The 21,076-nt window shown below is 37.0% G+C and carries 19 protein-coding genes, 1 pseudogene and 1 riboswitch; of the genes and pseudogenes, 1 reads left to right on the top strand and 19 read right to left on the bottom strand.

Annotated elements, in window-relative coordinates; genetic code table 11:
* Positions 1-4: 4 nt before the first annotated feature.
* From NST98_RS03285 to mce, 10 genes and pseudogenes are all read right to left on the bottom strand, one after another.
* The gene (locus tag NST98_RS03285; RefSeq protein ID WP_340432784.1) at positions 5-643 is read right to left on the bottom strand and encodes a precorrin-8X methylmutase; all 639 of its coding nucleotides are present in this window, start codon (positions 641-643) and stop codon (positions 5-7) included.
* A complete protein-coding gene (cobK, locus tag NST98_RS03280) occupies positions 640-1,416 on the bottom strand; it encodes a precorrin-6A reductase (RefSeq protein ID WP_340714427.1) in 777 nt (258 codons plus the stop codon). The genes NST98_RS03285 and cobK overlap by 4 nt, the downstream gene beginning before the upstream one ends.
* On the bottom strand, positions 1,413-2,318 hold the full coding sequence (locus tag NST98_RS03275; RefSeq protein ID WP_340714426.1) for a sirohydrochlorin chelatase: 906 nt from the start codon (positions 2,316-2,318) through the stop codon (positions 1,413-1,415). Before NST98_RS03275 ends, cobK begins: the two co-directional genes overlap by 4 nt.
* 13 nt (positions 2,319-2,331) lie before the next feature.
* Positions 2,332-3,933: a precorrin-3B C(17)-methyltransferase gene (gene cobJ / locus NST98_RS03270; protein WP_340715657.1), complete on the bottom strand. Its 1,602-nt coding sequence runs from the start codon at positions 3,931-3,933 to the stop codon at positions 2,332-2,334.
* Positions 3,934-3,941: 8 nt separating this feature from the next.
* Complete coding sequence (locus NST98_RS03265) at positions 3,942-4,796, bottom strand: energy-coupling factor ABC transporter ATP-binding protein (protein WP_168412201.1); 855 nt, start codon at positions 4,794-4,796, stop codon at positions 3,942-3,944.
* Between the two features lies 1 nt (position 4,797).
* Entirely contained in the window at positions 4,798-5,580 is a 783-nt protein-coding gene (gene cbiQ / locus NST98_RS03260) for a cobalt ECF transporter T component CbiQ (RefSeq protein WP_340714425.1), read from the bottom strand.
* The gene (locus tag NST98_RS03255) at positions 5,577-5,870 is read right to left on the bottom strand and encodes an energy-coupling factor ABC transporter substrate-binding protein (protein WP_016837776.1); all 294 of its coding nucleotides are present in this window, start codon (positions 5,868-5,870) and stop codon (positions 5,577-5,579) included. Before NST98_RS03255 ends, cbiQ begins: the two co-directional genes overlap by 4 nt.
* 1 nt (position 5,871) lies before the next feature.
* Positions 5,872-6,619 (bottom strand): annotated as a pseudogene (locus NST98_RS03250) (energy-coupling factor ABC transporter permease).
* A gap of 118 nt (positions 6,620-6,737) precedes the next feature.
* A riboswitch (cobalamin riboswitch) is annotated at positions 6,738-6,916 on the bottom strand.
* Positions 6,917-7,122: 206 nt separating this feature from the next.
* Positions 7,123-8,670: an acyl-CoA carboxylase subunit beta gene (locus tag NST98_RS03245; RefSeq protein ID WP_016837774.1), complete on the bottom strand. Its 1,548-nt coding sequence runs from the start codon at positions 8,668-8,670 to the stop codon at positions 7,123-7,125.
* An 18-nt stretch (positions 8,671-8,688) separates the two neighbouring features.
* Complete coding sequence (gene mce, locus NST98_RS03240; protein WP_340715656.1) at positions 8,689-9,087, bottom strand: methylmalonyl-CoA epimerase; 399 nt, start codon at positions 9,085-9,087, stop codon at positions 8,689-8,691.
* A gap of 125 nt (positions 9,088-9,212) precedes the next feature.
* On the opposite strand from mce, the gene prli42 reads away from it, so the two are divergent.
* The gene (prli42, locus tag NST98_RS03235; protein WP_016837772.1) at positions 9,213-9,305 is read left to right on the top strand and encodes a stressosome-associated protein Prli42; all 93 of its coding nucleotides are present in this window, start codon (positions 9,213-9,215) and stop codon (positions 9,303-9,305) included.
* A gap of 232 nt (positions 9,306-9,537) precedes the next feature.
* On the opposite strand, the gene NST98_RS03230 is transcribed toward prli42, so the two are convergent.
* The 9 genes from NST98_RS03230 to NST98_RS03190 all read right to left on the bottom strand — a co-directional run bounded on the left by NST98_RS03230 (position 9,538) and on the right by NST98_RS03190 (position 21,031).
* Positions 9,538-9,978, bottom strand: a complete 441-nt coding sequence (locus NST98_RS03230; RefSeq protein ID WP_096550991.1) for a BrxA/BrxB family bacilliredoxin — start codon at positions 9,976-9,978, stop codon at positions 9,538-9,540.
* A gap of 118 nt (positions 9,979-10,096) precedes the next feature.
* Positions 10,097-11,182, bottom strand: coding sequence for a methylmalonyl Co-A mutase-associated GTPase MeaB (gene meaB, locus NST98_RS03225; protein WP_340714424.1), 1,086 nt, complete (start codon positions 11,180-11,182; stop codon positions 10,097-10,099).
* Positions 11,179-13,326 (bottom strand): methylmalonyl-CoA mutase, encoded by a 2,148-nt coding sequence (gene scpA / locus NST98_RS03220; RefSeq protein WP_096550987.1) that lies wholly within the window; start codon positions 13,324-13,326, stop codon positions 11,179-11,181. The genes meaB and scpA overlap by 4 nt, the downstream gene beginning before the upstream one ends.
* On the bottom strand, positions 13,323-15,017 hold the full coding sequence (locus NST98_RS03215; RefSeq protein ID WP_340714423.1) for a methylmalonyl-CoA mutase family protein: 1,695 nt from the start codon (positions 15,015-15,017) through the stop codon (positions 13,323-13,325). The genes scpA and NST98_RS03215 overlap by 4 nt, the downstream gene beginning before the upstream one ends.
* Before the next feature lie 132 nt (positions 15,018-15,149).
* Complete coding sequence (locus NST98_RS03210; RefSeq protein WP_016837767.1) at positions 15,150-16,442, bottom strand: dihydrolipoamide acetyltransferase family protein; 1,293 nt, start codon at positions 16,440-16,442, stop codon at positions 15,150-15,152.
* Positions 16,443-16,453: 11 nt separating this feature from the next.
* Entirely contained in the window at positions 16,454-17,437 is a 984-nt protein-coding gene (locus NST98_RS03205) for an alpha-ketoacid dehydrogenase subunit beta (protein ID WP_016837766.1), read from the bottom strand.
* Between the two features lies 1 nt (position 17,438).
* Positions 17,439-18,434 carry a thiamine pyrophosphate-dependent dehydrogenase E1 component subunit alpha gene (locus NST98_RS03200; protein ID WP_340714422.1) on the bottom strand — a complete coding sequence of 332 codons (996 nt, stop codon included), beginning with the start codon at positions 18,432-18,434 and terminating at the stop codon, positions 17,439-17,441.
* Between the two features lie 32 nt (positions 18,435-18,466).
* Positions 18,467-19,894 carry a dihydrolipoyl dehydrogenase gene (gene lpdA, locus NST98_RS03195; RefSeq protein WP_340714421.1) on the bottom strand — a complete coding sequence of 476 codons (1,428 nt, stop codon included), beginning with the start codon at positions 19,892-19,894 and terminating at the stop codon, positions 18,467-18,469.
* Positions 19,895-19,930: 36 nt separating this feature from the next.
* Positions 19,931-21,031, bottom strand: a complete 1,101-nt coding sequence (locus tag NST98_RS03190) for a Glu/Leu/Phe/Val dehydrogenase dimerization domain-containing protein (protein ID WP_340432750.1) — start codon at positions 21,029-21,031, stop codon at positions 19,931-19,933.
* Between the last annotated feature and the right edge of the window lie 45 nt (positions 21,032-21,076).

Here is a 21,076-nt window from a genome sequence, read left to right as displayed (position 1 = left end):
TACCTCACACCTGATCAGCTAAAATAGAAATAGCATTTAATGCGGCAACGGTTACCGTGCTACCTCCTTTACGACCAACATTTGTGATATAAGGTACTCCTTTTAGTTTTAAAAGTTCCTCTTTCGACTCAGCTGCAGAAACAAATCCGACAGGCATCCCAATAATTAAGTCGGGTTTTGCGATGCCTTCATTGATAAGGCGAATTAACTCTAATAAGGCTGTAGGAGCATTACCAATCGCATAAATTCCTCCTACATGTTCACGGATAGCTTTCCTCATGGACATAATTGCCCGTGTAACTCCTTCTTTTTTTGCTTCTTGTGCCACATCTTCGTCACCGATATAGCAATGCAAATCTCCGCCATATTTTTGAAATCGTTTCCTTCCTGAGCCGCTGACAATCATTTGAACATCGGCAATCACATGTTTTCCTTCTCGAATTGCTTTGATGCCTGCTTCAACTGCACCAGGAGAAAATACAACACTCCTTCCTAATTCAAAATCTGCTGAAGCATGAATAATTCGACGCACGACTTGCCATTCCAATTCAGAAAAATGATGTTCACCCATCTCTTCTTCAATAATGGCAAAACTATAATCATAAATTTTATTCGGTTCTACCGTAATCGGTTTAAAATTCATAGCACACCCTCGTTTCTTTGTATTTTTAAGAATTCTACAACTTCCTCCATTTTGTGAAACTCATTGCCAAATTGTATATTTGGTCTTGTAATCACAATCGTCTCAATCCCTAATTCTTTTGCAGCTTCTACTTTTTCATCAACAGCACCAACTTTTCCACTTTCCTTGGTTATCATGAGTGTCACTCCGAAATGCTTAAATAAGGCAGTATTTAACTCTTTTGTAAAAGGTCCTTGCATTGCTACAATATTTTTTTGAGGGAAGCCAAGTTGTTCGCATTTTTGCATATTATCGATTCGGGGAAGCATTCTGCAAATTACGCGAACATCATTTAGTGGCAATAATTTTTTCGCAAAGATTTCTAATGTTTTACTGCCGGTTGTTAACATGACAACTCCTTTTTTCTTTGCTGCGAGTTCCGCTGCTTCTTCGTAAGTTGAAACATAAATAATAGAGTCTTGTTCTAGCTTTGATTGTTCTCTTTCGTATCGTATATATGGGATTTTTAATTGTTCCGCTACGGATTTCGCTGTTTTATGCGCCTCCTCTGCAAAGGGATGACTTGCATCAACAATTGCAGTCACCCCATTTTTCTTTGAAAATTCAAACATTTTTTCTTCATTTAAGCGACCAACTCTTACATTGATTCCTTCATCAGTAAGTCTATTTGCAGCAGATTCTGTTACTACAGTGGCTATTAGGGGGAAGCCTTTCTTTTTTAACAAAATTGCTAACTCTCGTGCATCGCTTGTACCTGCTAAAAACAGAATCATGGTTTCACTTCCGTTTTTTCATCATGATGATGATGATGTTCATGGTCATGATGATGGTGATGATGTTCATGGTCATGATGATGATGAGAAATGAGTCCCAATTGCTTTAACCTTTGAATATTCTCCAAGTCCTTAACACCTTTTGAGTGTCCATTTAGTGCTTGATCCATTCGCTCAATGATCACTGATTTTAAAAGTGGATGATTTCCAAAATAATGTGCAATCTCTATTTTTACGTTCGGGTATTGTTCATTGAAACGCTCACAATATTTTTTCATTCGTTCGATTAAAATGCCTGTGAATAGAAAATATGGAAGCATAATTATTTTTTTCGCACCGAGTTTGATACAACGTTCAATACCCTCATCAACTAATGGTTCTGTCACTCCCATAAAAGCACTTTCTACTATTGGAACATCTAGTTTTTCCCATAAAAGTCTTGTAATCTTATAAAAATCACCATTTGCGTATTCATCGCTTCCACCACGAGCAATTAATAAAATCGCTGTGTCTTCATGTTTTGCCTGTGTATCAAAACCGATTTCTTGCAAACGCTCTAGTAAAATTTGAAGTATTTCTTCGTGAATTCCAACAACTTCACCATACGTAAATTTCACATGGGGATATTTATTTTGTGCTTCTACAATTTCAGCAGGAATATGAATTTTTGAATGTCCTGCATGTAGTAAAATAATCGGAATTACATATATTTCTGTTGCACCTTTTTCAACACAATCATCAATTCCTTGAGAAATGGTAGGTTCAGCAAATTCTAAAAAACAAGTCTCAACTAATAAATTAGCATCTATTAAAGGGGTTAATTGCTCCACAAATTCCCTTACTTCATTATTTCCTGCTTCTAACTTACTTCCATGTCCTACAAACAAAATGGCTTTTGTCATTATTTTCTTCCTCCTAATCTACACAAGGGATCGGTTGTAAATTCAATTTTGGTTCATTATCTTGATATTCGTAGCCTGCTAGCACTTTTTTCCGTTTAAAATATTTAAATAGTCTTTCATTTGGATGAGCATGTTCTTTATATTCCTCAATAATTTTTTCGATTAAATCAACTAATTGATCCGCTTCTAATCCTTCTTCAATTAATTGTCCAGGATGGGCCGTACGCCCAACTGGTTTTGCCCCTAAAAACACATCAAACTTACCTTTTCGGTAAACGATTCCGATATCTTCCATAACTGCGTTGTAACAAGCCATTCCGCATCCATTAATACCGATCTTTAATTCTTTCGGCATGGCTTTTCCTCCAAATCGTCTTTGAAGTTCTTCCGCGTATGGAATGGAATCAGCTTTTTCACCATCACAAAAATCACAAGCTTTTACCGTAACGACATTTCCAACCGGCATCACTAGCAATCCAACGTTTGATATTTGCTCTACTATTTTATTAGGATTATTGGTTGGAATACTTATGAGTAACTGATGATCCCTTGAATAGTCCATCCTTCCTTCATTTCCCACAATTTCTGCTAACAGCTGAAATTGCTCCGGAGTAAATCGTTTGTTTGCCACTCCAGGGCTTACCGCAAATTCAAAAATAGACATATTGCTTGGCTGTTCTACAACGAAATGTTGCTTTTGATCTAGCATGGCAATTGCTTCACATGCAAGTTGAAATGGCGTTTTTTGTTTAAATAGTTCACTTTCTTTCGACTCTAGATTTTCTAAAGACCAAGGTTCAGCTTCCTTTTTTAATCGTTCATGAGGTTTCAATGGTTGAATCTCGCTATCAAGCGTATATTTTCGTTTGTATCCTCTCGGTGTAATCATTAAGTCATCATACACAAAAGTGGAAGAATTTCCGATAATCACCGTTGTGAGCATACCAATCTCGTAATCTAGCATTTTTTCTAGCGTAGTAATTACAATATTTTGTCTCTCACGATAAGCACTCTTTACGAGTCCAACAGGCGTATTCGGTGACCGGTATTTTAATAAAATTCTCCTAGCCTCTACAATTTGTTTTGTTCTCCTACCGCTTTTAGGATTATATAAAGCAATTACAAAATCTGCTGCTGCCGCTGCTTCCAGTCTTTTTTCAATAATAGACCATGGCGTTAAATGGTCGCTTAAACTAATTGTGCATGAATCATGCATTATTGGAGCTCCAAGAAGGGAACCGCAAGAATGAACTGCAGAAATGCCAGGAATAACTTCAATTTCAACCCCGGTTTCTTTATTCCACCCTTGTTCAACGAGCACTTCATAAATTAAACCAGCCATACCGTATACACCTGAATCACCACTTGAAATGACCGACACATGGTGCCCCGCTTCAGCAAGTTTTATTGCCGCTTGTGCTCGTGATACTTCCTCTGTCATCCCTGTACTAATAATTTGTTGTTTGGAATCTAATAAATCTTTAATTAGCTCGACGTAAGTTTTATAGCCAATGATTGTATCACTAGCTTTGATTGCTTCAACTGCACGATAGGTAATGTGATTAGCATCACCTGGACCAAATCCGACAATGTAAAGCTTTCCCTTCAAACTCATCACCCCTTTTAATTCTTTGCCTTCATGAAACAATCATGAAGAACATCTATTACTTTTTCTTTTGAACGTACATCATCTAGTTTTGAAATGAGTCCTTGCATTTTCATCATTTGCGCAATTTCGAATATTATGGATGTTTCTAAATTTGCTTTTTTCACAATGTCCTTGTTTTCTTCAAACAAACGATAAAAAGCACCGTGATATAACATTTCTCCATGATGCATCACAACGACTTCGTCAGCCCATTCATAAGCAAAGTCAATATCATGAGTAGAAAGAATGAGTGTTCTCCCGTCACAATGAAGTTCGTTTAACAATTTTCGTATTTTCCTTGTGTAATAAATATCTAAAGATGCAGTCGGCTCATCTAATATGATGACTTCAGGATCCATAGCAAGAACTCCAGCGATGGAAACTCGCTTTTTTTGCCCAACACTTAAAAAGTGAATCGGTTTATCTAATAATGATTCAACATCTGTTTGATTAATTGCTTTCTCTATCAACGACTTTCGTTCCTGTTCTGCTAAATGTAAATTAAATGGCCCATAGGCAATATCATCCCAAACAGTTCCATTAAACAACTGGGTTTCTGGATTTTGAAAAACAATTCCAACCTTGCGTCTAACATTTAACAATTCTTTTTTTGAATAGGATAATGGTTGTCCTTTAAAATAAATTGTTCCGGAGGTTGGTTTTAATAAACCATTTAAATGCAATATTAAAGTGGATTTCCCTGCTCCATTACTACCTAACAAAGCAATTTTTTTTCCTTGATCAATTTGTAAATTTATTTTTTGTAAAGCTTCTGTTCCATCTTCATAGGTATAAGAAACTTCTTTCAATTCAAACAAAGGAGTATTCATTTTAACCAACTCTCCCAACGGTGAAATAAAAGACGATAATGAACAAATTCACTAACAACGTAAATATCCAACTACTTGTTGAAAAATGAAGTTCTCTTGAAATGACTGCTGAATATCCATCTACACTTCTTGCATTTATCGCATTATTTAAGTCTTTCATTTCTTGAAATACCTTAATAAACAAAGCACTGATTATAAGTCCAATTGATTTGATAGAATTTAATAAAGAACTGTGACCTAACCTTGCTATTTGTGCAAGATAGATTGTCCTGCTGGAATCAAGAAATATATATATAAATCGATACATTAATGCAATTAAATCCAATAAAGTAGTTGGTACTTTACAACACCTTAATCCATATAGAAAATCTTGAATCGTCGTAGATAAAATTAAAAAATACAAACAACTAATACTCGATAAAGCAACAACAAATAGCATCAATGCCTTTTCAACACTCGTTATCGAAATTGAAATCGTGACGGGACCAATAATAGATTGAAAAATGGCACCTTCTATAGGGTTAGTTGAAAAATTGAGTAAAATGACTAGTATACTTGAAATTAGAAATACCACTGGAATAAGCAATAACTTCAAATATAGACGAATCGGAACTTTTCCGATTATTAAAGTAATAACTGTCATGATGCAAAATATGAATATGGATGTAAGAACATTTTGAAATACGATATTCAATATTAATGGAATAAGAGCAAATCCCATTTTTTCGATTGGGTGTTTATTTCTTAAAGGTGATTGATAAGCGAAATATTCTAACATTCTCATTTCTGTATCTCTGCATTTCCGCCCCTATTCCGGCCTCGCATATATCCTATAAAGTAACCAATGAACCCTGCACCGATTGCTCCTTGTAGTACGAATAATAAACTTTCTATTTCACCACTAGGAGGCTCCCAAATACTTGAAAACCATGGTTCATAGGATTGGTTCAGTGCTGTAATTAATTCTTCCGCTTCTCCGTCTGCACCACCATATTCTGCATCTCCGTTAAAAATCAGCGGGACAATCATTAAAAAAATGATCAAAATTAATAAAAGCATATTCTTTTTTAACATCTTACTTCACCTCCTGAGGTTTCTTTAGTACTTGAAGTAACTTTAATTCTCTTTCGTTGTATTTCAATAAGAAATTCATCACCATTACTGAAATCAATCCTTCAATAATTGCTAATGGTACCTGTGTAACAGCGAATACGCCAGCAAACTTTACAAATGAAGCGAAAATTCCACCAACTTCAGATGGAAAGGCTAGTGCAAGTTGAATAGATGTAATGACATATGTACCTAAATCTGCCAATGTTGCTGCTGAGAAAACTGCTAGAGTAAAGGGCAAACCGATCCTATTGAAGCCTTTAAATACTCCATAGGCGATAAAAGGTCCAGCAATCGCCATCGAAAACGCATTGGCGCCAAGCGTTGTTAAACCTCCATGGGCTAATTAATAATGATTGGAATAATAACACGATGGTACCTAAAACACTCATTACAAATGGTCCAAATAATACGGTTCCTAACCCAACACCCGTAGGATGAGAACAACTTCCAGTAACCGAAGGAATTTTTAATGCGGATAATACAAAAGTGAATGCACCCGATAAACCTAGTAATAACTTCGTCTCAGCATTTCTCTTTACTAAACTACTCATTTTCTTTAATCCAATGATTAAAAAAGGGAATGTAAGGAGCCACCAAAATATTGCCCACTTGATTGGTAAAAAACCTTCCATGATATGCATAGCAAAAGCTGTATTAGGAATGATTAATAATACTGCTAGAAAGTAAAGTATTTTGATTGAGACTTTCATAAAATTCCTCCTAAAATGAAAATTTGAAAATAAAAAAACACTGCCAAATTAGCAGTGTCCCACAATAAGACATAATAATCCAATCATGCCTATTCGTGTACCTATCCTCGTAGGACACTACCATCCACTCCATACGGCAGGTCTCCTGGCTTAGAGTCATCGCTACAAAATCGCCTTCCCGTTTGCACAGTGGCATTTGATTTTGAGCTCCTCTTCACAGTGGCGGGACCGCACTAGATTCTCACTAGTTTCCCTTTTAAGCTAATTTTCATTAGCACCGTATAGATTATTCAGTTGTTGAAATTTAGTTGAATTGTAGCATATTGTTTGAAAAATTTCTATATCTTTCTATAAATAAGACAAAATAATTACTAAATTCATATAATATTCATTACCTTTTGATATGAAATATTGTTAGAACCAATTTGAATTTTTGGAAAAATCGAAGTACAAACTGGGATTAGCTTGTGCTTCTAATGGTACGTAATTGGAAATTTTCACAATTATAGCGGAATATTTCCGTGTTTTTTCTTAGGTCTTGATTCTTCTTTATTTTCAAGCATTTCTAATCCTTGAATTAACTTAATGCGAGTTTCTCTTGGATCGATTACATCATCAACCATTCCAAGTGAAGCAGCAACATATGGATTAGCAAATTTTTCTTTATATTCCTCAATTTTTGCTTGGCGTGTAGCTTCCGGATCTTCTGAATTTGCAATTTCGTTCGCAAAGATGATGTTAGCAGCTCCAGCAGCACCCATTACGGCTATCTCTGCATTTGGCCAAGCGAATACTAAATCTGCACCAATGGCTTTTGAATTTAGCGCAACGTATGCTCCACCATATGCTTTTCGTAAAATGACTGTAATTTTTGGAACGGTTGCTTCAGAATAAGCATATAAGATTTTAGCACCGTGACGAATGATACCGCCATGTTCCTGTTTAACGCCAGGGAAGAATCCTGATACGTCTTCAAATGTAATGATTGGAATATTGAATGCATCACAAGTGCGAATGAAACGGGCAGCTTTATCGGATGAGTCAATATCAAGACCACCTGCTAAGGCCTTTGGTTGGTTACAAACTAATCCAACAGATTGTCCAGCAATACGAGCAAATCCTACAACAATGTTTTTCGCAAATTCAGAATGGACTTCCATGAAGGAACCTTCATCCACCACTTGTTCAATGACTTTACGAACATCGTAAGGACGTGTAGGTTCAATTGGAACAACGTCAATTAATTCAGGACGCCAATCGTCTCCTTCAGGGCGTGGTAATTTTGGTGCTTTTTCTTTATTACTTTGTGGTAAATAGCTTAATAATCTCTTAATTTGTTCAATCGCTTCTTCTTCAGAAGGGGCGCGGAAATGAGCGTTACCGCTGATTGTGTTATGCACTTTTGAACCGCCTAAATCTTCTGATGAAATTTTTTCTCCTGTAACCGCTTCAATTACTTTCGGACCAGTAATGAACATTTGGGATGTTTTATCCACCATTAAAATAAAGTCTGTAATTGCTGGAGAATATACAGCACCGCCAGCACATGGACCCATAATCACCGAAATTTGTGGAATAACCCCAGAATAAATCGAGTTGCGATAGAAGATGTGGCCATAACCGTCTAATGATAATACTCCTTCTTGAATACGGGCACCGCCAGAGTCATTGATGCCGATGAATGGCGCTCCATTTTTTGCAGCCAAATCCATCACTGCAGCAATTTTTTTCGCGTGCATTTCTCCTAATGCACCGCCGAATACTGTGAAATCTTGAGCAAATAAATAAACAGGACGGCCATTCACTTTACCGTATCCAGTCACAACACCGTCACCAGGGCCATTTTGTTCACCCATGCCGAAATCTGTTACTCTATGTTTAATAAATGGATTTATTTCAACGAAAGTGCCTTCATCTAGTAATAGATCAATACGTTCACGTGCTGTTAGCTTACCTTTTTCATGTTGCTTTTCAATGCGCTTGTCCCCACCGCCTAAATAAATCTCTCTTTTTCGGTCATACATTTCATCGATTTTATCTAACATATCCATGATTCCTTAACCCCTTTATCACTTTTTTTCATATAGTTCATATAAAACTCCAAAACTATCTTTTGGATGAATAAAGCATGCTTCAGCTCCCCCAGCTGCAGGTATAGGCTCTTCAGACAGAAGGCGAACTCCCTTTTCTTTTAATTCAGCCATTTTTTCTCGAATATTATCTACATTGAAACAAATGTGTTGAATTCCTTCTCCACGTTTTTGTATATGGTTATAAATCGCCCCTTCTTCACTTAAGGGTTGTAATAATTCAATATGTACATTCCCAGCATCGATAAATGCTACTCGTACATTTTGCGATGGAACCTCTTCAATTCTTTCTAATTTCAAACCTAAAACTTCAGTATAATATTTTACTGAATCGTCTAGGTTTTTTACTGCGATTCCAATATGATCGACTTTTTCCATCATGCCACCCCTTCTGTTATAGTACATAATCTATTGTAGCGAAATTACGAAATTTCCGCTACGTACTTGAGAAATTTTTCAGATTTGATAAACTAATCCTATGAAAAAAAGGAGAGAGCGAGAATATGAGCAACAAAAAATTTCAAAAAATAATAGTCTACGCGATGATTGCAATCATGTTACTTTCAACATTGGCATTCGGTTTATCATTCTTCTAACATTCTTTACAGCGGTTACAAGATATGTAATCGCTTTTTTATTTTGAAAAAATGTATATCAACCAACAACACTGTACCACAACAGCTACAATTAAAAAAATTTGATATAAAAATAAAATTAAATGATTTCTGAAAATATAGTAAGCAAATTTTCTATCTATTCATGAAATGAATAAGTTAGAATCCGCAATACTTGAATGATACGAGTATGCGGATTCTATTTTTGGTTTAATTATACTTCATCGCAATATTCTTCAAAATTGGCTTGTAAATTTGTAATAACTGACATTACATCATGTCCTTCTATTTCATGACGACCTATATCAGCGACAACTTTTCCGTCTTTCAGTAAAACAAAAGCTGGTGATGAAGGAATATGTTCGTCTCCAAAATGCGCACGTGCAGCAGCCGTTGCTTCTTTATCTTGTCCAGCAAAAACCGTTACTAGATAATCTGGACGTTTATCATAATGAATTGCACTTGCCGCTGCAGGTCGCGCAATACCTCCTGCACAGCCGCATACAGAATTAATCATGACAAGAGTAGTTCCAGGACGTGCAAAGGCCTTTTCTACATCTTCTGGGGTTCTTAATTGCTCATATCCAGCATTCTCCATTTCAGCTCGTGCAGTGGTAATAATTTCTTGCATAAATAAATCGTAATCCATACTCATACATTTCAATCTCCTTTCAAGTATTAATTTTAGCATAGAAGAAGGAAAAGTTAATTGCAAATACTTAAAAAGGATTCTCTGAAATGGGTTTTATACATGGATTACAACCTAAAGGCAGTTACTGATTGGGGAACAATTTGTGTATGCCTTGCGTTACGGTTAATTTTCCTTGCAATATTTCTTCTTCCAGCTTTTTCACTAATTCTTTGTTATCTTTATTACCAAAAAATGAATCAATTAGATGGTCGGTAATCATTGAATGGAACCAATCACTTGTTTGTTCTCGTCTTCTTGTGAACCAGTAGCTGGATTCTTTCATTTGTTTTTCAAACGATAAAATCATTTCCCAAACATCTTCCAATCCTGTTTTTTCATAGGATGAAACAGGAACAGTTTTTGATTCCCAACCTGGAGTTGACGGTTGTAAGAAATGCAGGATTTTCCTATATTCTTGAACGGTTTTTTTCGCTTTTTTTACATTGTCTCCATCAGCTTTATGGACAACAATACCATCTGCCAATTCCATAATGCCTTTTTTCAAGCCTTGTAATTCATCACCTGCGCCTGTTAAGACGAGAAGAAGGAAAAAGTCAACCATACCACGAACATACGTCTCACTTTGCCCTACTCCAACAGTCTCAATTAAAATAATATCGTATCCAGCTGCTTCACAAAGAAGCATCGTTTCCCGCGTTTTTTTATGAACACCGCCTAAGGTACCGGCACTTGGTGAAGGACGTACAAATGCGTTTTGATGACGGCTTAAATGTTCCATTCGTGTTTTATCCCCTAAAACGCTGCCGCCGGAAATGGTAGAACTAGGGTCTATTGCAAGAACGGCAACTTTTTTCCCCATCTCGCAAAGCATTGTACCAAACGCTTCAATAAAAGTGCTCTTACCTGCTCCGGGAACCCCCGTTATTCCAATCCGAATACTGTTTCCTGTAAAAGGTAATAATTCTTGCAATAAATTTTGAGCCAGCACCTTATGTTCATGATTGGAACTTTCAATTAAAGTAATTGCTTTTGAAAGCGAAGTGCGCTTTCCTCCGCGTACTTCACTCGCTAATTGCTTTATATCAACTTGTTGTTGCCGCTTTTTTCGAAATTTTTTTGGCGCAACATATGTCATTCCATCGTGTTTGCTTTCAATACCTTTCATGACATGTAGTGCAGTCTCTTCTGCGTTTTTTTCGTCCATCATTCAGACACTTCCTCATAACCTAATCGATGATAGATTTCTTCAATAATTTTAATCGCTGCAACTGGGATTACTGTACCTGGTCCAAAGATTGCAGATACACCCTTATCGTATAGGAATTGGTAATCTTGAGCAGGGATTACACCGCCAACGACAACGATAATATCTCCTCTACCTAATTTTTCTAATTCTTCAATTAATTCAGGTACTAACGTTTTATGGCCTGCTGCTAAAGAAGATACACCTACACAGTGCACGTCGTTTTCCACTGCCATTTGTGCCGCTTCTTGCGGTGTTAAGAATAGCGGTGAAATATCTACGTCAAACCCAAGATCAGCATAACCAGTAGCAACGACTTTTGCACCGCGGTCATGTCCGTCTTGTCCCATTTTCGCAATTAAAATACGCGGGCGACGACCTTCATTTTCTAGGAATTCATCTGTCATTTGTTTTACTTCTTCAATTAATTCATTATCGGAGAAGTTAGATGAATAAACACCTGAAATTGAACGGATAACTGCTTTATGGCGTCCGCAAACTTTTTCAATGGCATCGGAAATCTCACCAAGTGTCGCGCGAGCACGAGCAGCGTCAACTGCAACAGCAAGCATATTTTCTTCTCCTGTTTCTGCAGCTTTCGTTAAACGTTCAAGATGTCTTTGCACTTCTTCTTCATTTCTTTCTGCTTTCATTTTTTCAAGTCTTTCAATTTGTTTTTGACGAACTAGCGTATTATCAATATCTAAAATATCAATTGGTTCTTCAACGTCTAATTTGTATTTATTTACGCCAACAATCGTTTCCACTTTAGAGTCAATTTTTGCTTGGCGTCTTGCAGCTGATTCTTCTACTTTCATTTTTGGAAGACCTGTTTCAATCGCCTTAGCCATTCCACCCAGCTCTTCAATTTCTTTAATTAACTCCCAAGCTTTTTTCGTTAATTCATCTGTTAATTTTTCCACATAATAAGATCCGCCCCATGGATCGATGACTTTTGTCATAAGCGTTTCTTCTTGTAAGAATAATTGCGTATTACGTGCAATGCGAGCTGAGAAGTCTGTTGGAAGTGCAATCGCTTCATCCAAAGCATTCGTGTGTAAACTTTGCGTATGACCCATCGCAGCAGCATTTGCTTCAATTAACGTACGAGTTACGTTGTTGAATGGATCTTGTTCTGTTAACGACCATCCAGAAGTTTGGGAGTGTGTACGTAAAGCCAAACTTTTCGGATTTTTTGGATTGAATGTGCTCATCATTTGTGCCCAAATTCTTCTAGCTGCACGCATTTTTGCTACTTCCATAAAGTAGTTCATACCAATGCCCCAGAAGAAGGACAATCGTGGAGCGAAGGAGTCAATGTCGATGCCAGCTTTAAGTCCTGTTCGTACATATTCCAATCCATCTGCTAACGTATATGCTAATTCAATGTCCGCCGTTGCACCAGCTTCTTGAATGTGATAGCCGGAAATGGAAATAGAGTTGAACTTAGGCATGTATTTACTTGTATATTCAAAAATGTCAGCAATAATTTTCATAGACATTTCTGGAGGATATATGTACGTATTACGCACCATATACTCTTTCAAAATATCGTTTTGGATTGTACCAGCAAGTTTTTCCGGCGTTACTCCCTGCTCCTCAGCCGCTACAATGTAGAAGGCCATGATTGGAATAACGGCCCCGTTCATCGTCATAGAAACGGACATTTGGTCAAGAGGAATGCCATCAAACAAAATTTTCATATCTTCCACAGAGTCAATGGCAACGCCCGCTTTTCCCACGTCCCCTTTTACGCGAGGATGGTCGGAGTCATAACCTCGGTGTGTAGGCAAATCAAAGGCAACCGATAAACCTTTTTGACCCATTGCTAAATTTCTTCGATAGAATGCATTCGATTCTTCTGCCGTTGAAAAACCTGCATATTGGCGAACAGTCCATGGACGCGCTACATACATTGTTGGATATGGCCCACGGGTATTTGGTGCGATTCCTGGGAAGTCTTGTAAATGTTTTACGTCTTTTATATCTTCATTCTTATAAAATTCTTTTACTTCAATTCCTTCATTTGTTTTAAATGTATGAGATGGTTGAATTTGTTCACTTTTTATTACATCTTGTATATTTACAGAATGAAAGTTTGGTTTCATTGTTGTTGTACCCCCTTCAAGCTTTCAAGAAGCGCAGTGAGCTTTTCCACAATATTTTGACCTGCAAAAATAAATCCGTTTAAACCTTGAGATAACCAGTCTGTTTCTTCTTCTGGGAATTTCCCTGCAACATCTAAAATTAAGCCTTCTTTTTTACTTTCCAATAAAACTGGTACGATTTCTTTTGTTTGATCATTTGTAGCAGCAATCACTACATAATCAGCATCCGTTTGCTGTAACCAATTTTTTGCCTCTTCAATCGATTCAATTTCACCGGATTCTACAGGTACAACACCAGCTGTTGCGAAAAATCCTTCTACAAAGTCCGCTCGAGGTTTAAAGTCTTTTAATTTTCCGTAAGTGAGAATGCCGATTTTTGGATTCACTTGACTGTATTGCTCTCGAAGCATTTCAAATGGAATTGCTAAACGCTTAATATCTTTATATAACGGATTTGTTTCTGTTTGCAGCAGATCAGCTGGATTCGCATAAATGTTTGTACCAATTAACGAATGTTTTCTCGTTTCTACTTGACGAATACGCTCTTTATAGACTTCTTCAATAGCTGATTGTAATTTTCCGGATTTTTCGAATTCGTCAATGCCACCTGCTTCTTGAATTTGAAGGAATAATTCCCAAGCTTTTTCTACATATTCTGCCGTTAAAGTTTCTATGAAATATGAACCGCCTGCAGGGTCAAGAACATCATCAACAAATGATTCTTCTTTTAACACTAACACGACATTTCTTGCAATACGAACGGATTGTTCAGTCGGTTTTGTTAATACATCGTATGGGTGAACAGTAATGGCATCTGCTCCTCCGATTAACGCAGCAAAGGCTTCATTACCAGCACGGAGTAAATTTACGTAAATATCGTATTTAGAGAAACTGCGTAATGATGTTTCCACCAATACTGGAACTGGAACTGCTTCCGCATTGTATGCCGTAGCAAAGGCTTTCCATAAAACTTTAAAGGCACGCAATTTTGCAATTTCTTGGAAAAAATAAGTATCAATTGCAAAATTTACGAAAAATTTATTTACAAAGGATTCAAAGGATTCAGACTTCTCGGCATATTTTGCCGCTTGAGCTAGCGCAAGAGCAAGTTCTTGTACAATATGTGCACCATCGTTATGATAAGGAACTGTATTTGCCGCAAAAGTCCGAACCATCGGAAAATCATCAAGCGTAATTGCTTCTTTTGTAAGAACAAATCCTCTAACTTTTACACGATCAGATTCTTGAATTTTTGAAAATACATTTAAAATCTTGTTTTCGTGTACGATTAATTTAAATGGATACTCAATTAAGTAATTAGCTAATTGAGTTAAAGCTTCTTCGTCCCATTCAAGGATTCTACTATCGATTGTAATGTAACCATTACCGCGATTAACACTATCTTTTATTTTATCAAAATATTCTTTTGTATTTTCAGCATAAATTGTTTGGGCAGCTTGAACAGACTTTGTAGCATTTAGCGCACGAATCGTGTTTACTTGTTTTTCTAATTGGTCCCCTAATTTTTCCACCAACATTTGTTGTGTATATAACGGTTGTAATGTAACCCCTTCAATTGTTTTAGTAAAGAGTGATTCAAATGGCTTCCCCTTTAAAGATTTTATAGCTGTTTCTTTCCACTCTTCATAACTTGCGGATGGAAAATCGATCTCATGCATGTTGTTTGACATAGACTTCGCTAAACAGCTTCCCCCTTTTCATCAAATAATAAATTTTTATAATATTTATAATACATTAGAAACCGCTACCAATAAAGTATAAAAATGAAAGAAAGCCTTGATTTACAAGGCTTTCTAGCACTTTTAATAAATATTCTTTTCATAATAATTTGTATTTTCGAGAATATCTTTTACTCTATTTAGAAATTTCCCACAAATGTAGCCGTCTAAAATTCGATGGTCAATTGACAAGCATAAATTCACCATATCGCGAATTGCAATCATATTATTAATAACGACTGGTCTTTTTACAATGGATTCCACTTGTAAGATCGCCGCTTGAGGGTAATTGATAATACCCATTGATTGTACAGAACCGAATGAGCCCGTATTATTTACAGTAAATGTTCCACCTTGTATTTGATCACTCTTTAATTTTCCGCTTCGAACACTTTGAGACAATTCATTAATTTCTTTTGCAATCCCTTTAATGGATTTGTCATCTGCATTTTTGATTACCGGAACAAATAGGGCATCGTCTGTCGCAACAGCAATTGAAATGTTAATATCTTTCTTCTGAATAATTTTATCTCCAGCCCAAACAGAGTTAAGCATTGGATACTCTTTTAATGCTTGAGCAACAGCGTTGACAAAGAATGCAAAATATGTGATGTTGAATCCTTCTTTTTCTTTAAATTGTTTTTTAATGGAATCACGATATTGTACAAGATTTGTTACATCTACTTCCATCATCAACCAAGCATGTGGAATTTCATGCTTACTTCTCACCATATTGTTAGCGATTGTACGACGAAGGCCGGATACTGGAATTTCCACATCACCTGCTTGTTTCTCAATGTGAATTGGTTTTGGTTGTACTGGTGATGGCGACGGACTTGTTTCTTGAGTTTGAACAGGCTCTTGTACTTGTCGTTCAACGGACGGTACGTTTCCATCCTTCATTGACTCAATAAAGTTTAGAACGTCTTTACGCGTAATGCGACCATTTAATCCTGTACCAGTTACCTGTTCTAAGTCTATATTGTGTTCGCTCGCTAATCTCAATACAGCTGGAGAATATCGATTTTTTTGTTTTGGAATGTTTTCCCCATAATTTGGTTCATTCACTTTTACTTTCACAGGTTCTTTCGTCGCATTGCGAATGGCTTCACTTATATTTGATGATTCTTTTTCCTCAACTACTTCAATCGTACAAATCACCGTTCCTACCGGATACGTCTCGCCTTCTTTACCAATTAATTCCTTGATAATGCCCGTGTAGGATGAAGGTACTTCCGCATTTACTTTATCCGTTAAAACTTCCGCTATAGGATCGTATTTATTTACATGATCTCCAGGTTTAACAAGCCATTTTTCAATTGTTCCTTCTGTAACACTTTCTCCTAATTGAGGCATGATAATTTTTTCAACTGACATACGTATCCCCCTTAAAAAGCGGCTAATTCCCGCATAGCCCGTTCAATTTTTTCAGGATTGATCATGAAAAATCTTTCCATCGTTGGTGCATATGGCATAGCTGGAACATCCGGACCCGCTAATCTCATGATTGGTGCATCCAAGTCAAATAAGCAGTTTTCGGAAATGATGGCTGCAACTTCGCTCATGATGCTACCTTCTTTATTATCTTCCGTAACGAGAAGTACTTTTCCAGTACGGCTTGCGGCTTCAATGATTGCTTCTTTATCCAGTGGATATACCGTACGTAAATCTAAAATGTGCGCTTCTATTCCGTCGTCATGAAGGCGCTCAGCTGCTTGAAGGGCATAATTGACACAAAGTCCATAAGTAATAACAGTAATGTCGTCCCCTTCTCTTTTTACGTCTGCTTTACCGATTGGCAACACGTAATCATCAAGCGGCACTTCTCCCTTGATTAATCGATATGCCCGTTTATGTTCAAAGAATAAAACTGGATCTTCATCCCGAATACTTGCTTTTAGTAATCCTTTTGCATCATATGGAGTGGAAGGGATGACAATTTTTAACCCTGGTGTATTGGCAAATAGTGCTTCCACAGATTGGGAATGATATAACGCACCGTGGATACCACCACCATATGGAGCACGAACAACAAGCGGACAGCTCCAATCATTATTTGAACGATATCGGATCTTGGCTGCTTCAGAGACAATTTGGTTAACAGCCGGCAAAATGAAATCTGCGAATTGCATTTCAGCGATTGGACGCATTCCTACCATTGCAGCTCCAATGGCTACACCGGCAATTGCGCTTTCTGCTAGAGGCGTATCTAAAACGCGCCATTCACCAAATTGTTCATACAATCCTTGAGTAGCTTTAAATACTCCACCTTTTTTACCAACGTCTTCTCCTAAAATAAAAACGTTTTCATCTCTTTCCATTTCTTCTTTCATCGCCAAATTAATCGCTTCAATAAAAGACATTACCGCCATCTTATTCATCCCCTTCCCAATAAACATATTTCAACGCATGTTCTGGGGGAGCATAAGGTGCTTTTTCTGCATAATCTGTCGCATCATTCACAATTGCCATCACTTTGTCATTTATTTCTTCTAGAATTTCTTTCGTTGCGACATTTGTATCGATTAAGTAGTTACCAAATAACAGCAACGGATCGTTTGCTTTCCCTTCTGCTACTTCCTCCCTAGAACGATATTTGTCATCATCATCGGAAGAGTGGCTCGTTAATCGATAAGTTACTGCTTCGATTAAGCTCGGACCTTCACCTCTAAGTGCACGATCAACGGCTTCTTTCATCACTTTATAAACAGCTAAAGGATTTTTGCCATCAACGGAAGCACCGTGCATTCCATATCCAATAGCTCTGTCAGCCACGCGACCGCCCAATTGTTTTTCAACTGGTACAGAGATGGCATATTTATTGTTCTCTACCATGATGATAACTGGCAATTTATGAACGCCAGCAAAGTTTGCTCCTTCATGGAAGTCACCTTGGTTTGTGGAACCTTCTCCCAATGTTACAAAAGAAACTAATTCTTTGTTTTGTAATTTTCCTGCTAAAGCAACTCCTACAGCATGTGGTACTTGAGTTGCTACTGGAGATGATCCAGTTAAGATTCGATTCTTTTTATAACCAAAATGTCCAGGCATTTGTCTACCACCGGAGTTTGGATCTTCTGCTTTCGCAAACGCAGACAACATTAAATCCCTTGGTGTCATCCCAAAATGCAACACAACTCCCATATCACGGTAATATGGTGCAATATAATCCCTTGTTGGATTTAACGCAAAGGCAGCCCCTACTTGAGCAGCTTCATGGCCTTGACAAGAAATAACGAATGGAATTTTCCCAGCTCGGTTTAGTAACCACATACGTTCATCAAGTCTACGAGCTAAAAGCATTGTTTCATACATTTGTAACACATCGTTGTCTGATAAGCCTAATTGTGCATGATGTAAGTCGGACATTGATACACTCCCCTTTCACAAAACAGTTCTCATCATATATGAATCGCTTTTCCATCAACCGCTAAAGCAGCTTCATTTAAAATTTCGCTTAATGATGGATGCGGATGGATGGTTTCGCCGATTTCCCAAGGTGTTGCATCTAAAGTTAATCCTAATGCAGCTTCTGAAATTAAATTCGTTACATGCGGACCAATCATATGCACACCGAGTAAATCATCTGTTTCTCGATCTGCTATGACTTTAACAAAACCTTCTGTTTCACCATATACCACTGCTTTTCCAATTCCCTTAAATGGAAAGGTTCCTATTTTCACATCGTAATTTAACGATTTTGCCTCATCTTCAGTTAACCCAATGCTTGCAACCTCTGGGAATGAATATACGCATCTTGGAATGTTTCGGTAATTAATGGCTTTTTTCTTTCCGGATGCAATATGTTCCACCGCAATAATCCCTTCGTGAGAGGCCACATGGGCAAGCTGAACACCACCAATGCAATCTCCTATAGCGTATATATGTTTTTCTTTCGTTTGGTAAACATCATTTACTTTGATAAAGGAAGAATCCGTTTCAATCTCAGTATTTTCCAACCCTAAATTTTCAATATTTCCAATGCGGCCTATTGAAATTAACATTTTCTCCGCTTCAAATTTCTTTTCTTCACCGTTCACGTTTGCGTTAATTGTTACCGAATTATCACCTTTTACGATGGATGAAGGGGAGATTTCGGCTTTCGTCACGATGTTAATACCGCGTTTTATAAGCTGTTTTTCCATTTCTTTTGATATGGCTATATCTTCATTTGGCAATATGCGGTCTGCATATTCTAAAATTGTTACCTTCACGCCAAAATCGCTTAAACAAGAAGCCCATTCAATGCCAATTACACCGCCACCGATTATAATCATGGATACTGGAAGCTCTTCCATTTCCAATATTTGATCAGAATTTAAAATCATTGTCCCATCATATTCAATTCCGTTAAATGGACGTGGCTTGGCTCCAGTTGCGATGATAATATTTTTAGGTAACAGCATTTCATTTTCAGACCCATCATTCATCTCAACTGATACCGTTCCCCCTGCCATCGGAGAAAATATGGATGGTCCTAAAAGTCTTGCAGTTCCGTAATAGCAATCAATTTTTCCTTTTTTCATTAACCCTTTGATACCTTGATGTAACTGTTCAATTACACTTTTTTTTCGTTCTTGTAATTGTTGAAGATTAAATTGAATGTTTGAAATTTGGATTCCATATTCTTTTGCATTACTAGCATCACGATACATTTCCGCACTTCGTAAGAATGTTTTCGTTGGAATGCACCCTCTATGAAGGCAAGTACCACCTAATTTTTCTTTTTCAACGATGGCAGTCTTTAAACCTAATTGCGCTGCTTTTATTGCTGCAACGTATCCCCCAGTTCCTCCACCAATAATGACTAAATCATATTCTCGAGCCAAAGCCATCCCTCCAAATCAATTTCATCTATAGCGAAATTATTTTTGTCTTCTACTTAAGATGTTTTTTTCCTTTTGTAAAAATTGTTTTCTTGATTTTAGTACACTGTTAATTCTTTCTTCAGCCAAACGATTAGCAGCTAAATAAGTTGGGATGTTTTCATCTTTTGAAATTTTAAAAATTTTTGTTAAAGAATCATAAATTGTTTCTACTCGTTTCATTGCTCTTTCTCTGTTATATCCGTAAAGTTCATCTGCAACATTAATTACTCCACCAGCATTAATTACATAATCTGGTGCATAAATGATTCCTTTTTCATGAAGAATTTGCCCGTGGCGAGATTCTTTTAACTGGTTATTTGCACATCCAGCGATGACTTTTGCTTTTAATTGCGGTATCGTTTCATCGTTAATGATGGCACCAAGTGCACATGGTGAGAAAATATCAACATCTTGTTTGTAAATCTCATTCGGACTTACCGCAACTGCACCAAAGTCATTGACAGCTCGCTCTATTGCTTTTTCATTAATATCCGTGACAATCAATTTTGCGCCTTCTTCATGCAAGTATTTACACAAGTTATATGCAACATTACCTAATCCTTGAACAGCAATTGTTTTGCCTTGTAGGCTATCATCTCCAAATGCTTCTTTAGCACTTGCTTTCATTCCCAAATAAACTCCGTAAGCGGTTACAGGAGATGGGTTACCAGATGAACCAAATGAAGGTGATACACCTGTTACATAATCTGTTTCTTCATAAATCAAGTCCATATCTTCAACAGTTGTACCAACATCTTCTGCTGTAATATAACGACCATTTAAACTTTGAATAAATCGTCCTAACGCGCGGAACATTTCTTCGTTTTTGTCTTTAGCTGGATCACCAATAATTACTGTTTTACCACCGCCAAGATTTAAGCCACTTACTGCATTTTTGTACGTCATACCTCTAGCAAGTCTCAATGCATCCTCGATGGCTTCTTCTTCAGATTGATAAGGCCACATGCGAGCGCCACCTAATGCTGGTCCAAGCGTTGTATCATGGATGGCGATAATCGCTTTTAATCCAGAATTTTTGTCCTGACAAAATACCAATTGTTCATAATCATATTTTTCCATGTACTTAAAGATTTCCATTCAAAAAACCTCCCTAAAAATATAATGGAGTAAAACCTCTAAAAT

This window comes from Ureibacillus sp. FSL W8-0352, from assembly GCF_038004345.1.
In the GTDB taxonomy this organism is placed as follows: Bacteria; Bacillota; Bacilli; order Bacillales_A; family Planococcaceae; genus Ureibacillus; species Ureibacillus thermosphaericus.
Note: the sequence above shows the minus strand (reverse complement) of the source record. Positions and strands in the feature narration are given on the sequence as shown.

Coding starts and splice junctions, on each gene's coding strand:
- mce (WP_340715656.1), bottom strand. CDS start 9,087: ATGGAAAAAGTCGATCATATTGGAATCGCAGTAAAAAACCTAGACGAT.
- cobK (WP_340714427.1), bottom strand. CDS start 1,416: ATGATTCTGTTTTTAGCAGGTACAAGCGATGCACGAGAGTTAGCAATT.
- scpA (WP_096550987.1), bottom strand. CDS start 13,326: ATGAAACCAAACTTTCATTCTGTAAATATACAAGATGTAATAAAAAGT.
- NST98_RS03245 (WP_016837774.1), bottom strand. CDS start 8,670: ATGGATATGTTAGATAAAATCGATGAAATGTATGACCGAAAAAGAGAG.
- NST98_RS03190 (WP_340432750.1), bottom strand. CDS start 21,031: ATGGAAATCTTTAAGTACATGGAAAAATATGATTATGAACAATTGGTA.
- NST98_RS03255 (WP_016837776.1), bottom strand. CDS start 5,870: ATGTTAAAAAAGAATATGCTTTTATTAATTTTGATCATTTTTTTAATG.
- prli42 (WP_016837772.1), top strand. CDS start 9,213: ATGAGCAACAAAAAATTTCAAAAAATAATAGTCTACGCGATGATTGCA.
- cbiQ (WP_340714425.1), bottom strand. CDS start 5,580: ATGAGAATGTTAGAATATTTCGCTTATCAATCACCTTTAAGAAATAAA.
- NST98_RS03205 (WP_016837766.1), bottom strand. CDS start 17,437: ATGGCGGTAATGTCTTTTATTGAAGCGATTAATTTGGCGATGAAAGAA.
- NST98_RS03265 (WP_168412201.1), bottom strand. CDS start 4,796: ATGAATACTCCTTTGTTTGAATTGAAAGAAGTTTCTTATACCTATGAA.
- NST98_RS03275 (WP_340714426.1), bottom strand. CDS start 2,318: ATGACAAAAGCCATTTTGTTTGTAGGACATGGAAGTAAGTTAGAAGCA.
- NST98_RS03285 (WP_340432784.1), bottom strand. CDS start 643: ATGAATTTTAAACCGATTACGGTAGAACCGAATAAAATTTATGATTAT.
- cobJ (WP_340715657.1), bottom strand. CDS start 3,933: ATGAGTTTGAAGGGAAAGCTTTACATTGTCGGATTTGGTCCAGGTGAT.
- NST98_RS03200 (WP_340714422.1), bottom strand. CDS start 18,434: ATGTCCGACTTACATCATGCACAATTAGGCTTATCAGACAACGATGTG.
- meaB (WP_340714424.1), bottom strand. CDS start 11,182: ATGATGGACGAAAAAAACGCAGAAGAGACTGCACTACATGTCATGAAA.
- NST98_RS03215 (WP_340714423.1), bottom strand. CDS start 15,017: ATGTCAAACAACATGCATGAGATCGATTTTCCATCCGCAAGTTATGAA.
- NST98_RS03210 (WP_016837767.1), bottom strand. CDS start 16,442: ATGTCAGTTGAAAAAATTATCATGCCTCAATTAGGAGAAAGTGTTACA.
- NST98_RS03230 (WP_096550991.1), bottom strand. CDS start 9,978: ATGAGTATGGATTACGATTTATTTATGCAAGAAATTATTACCACTGCA.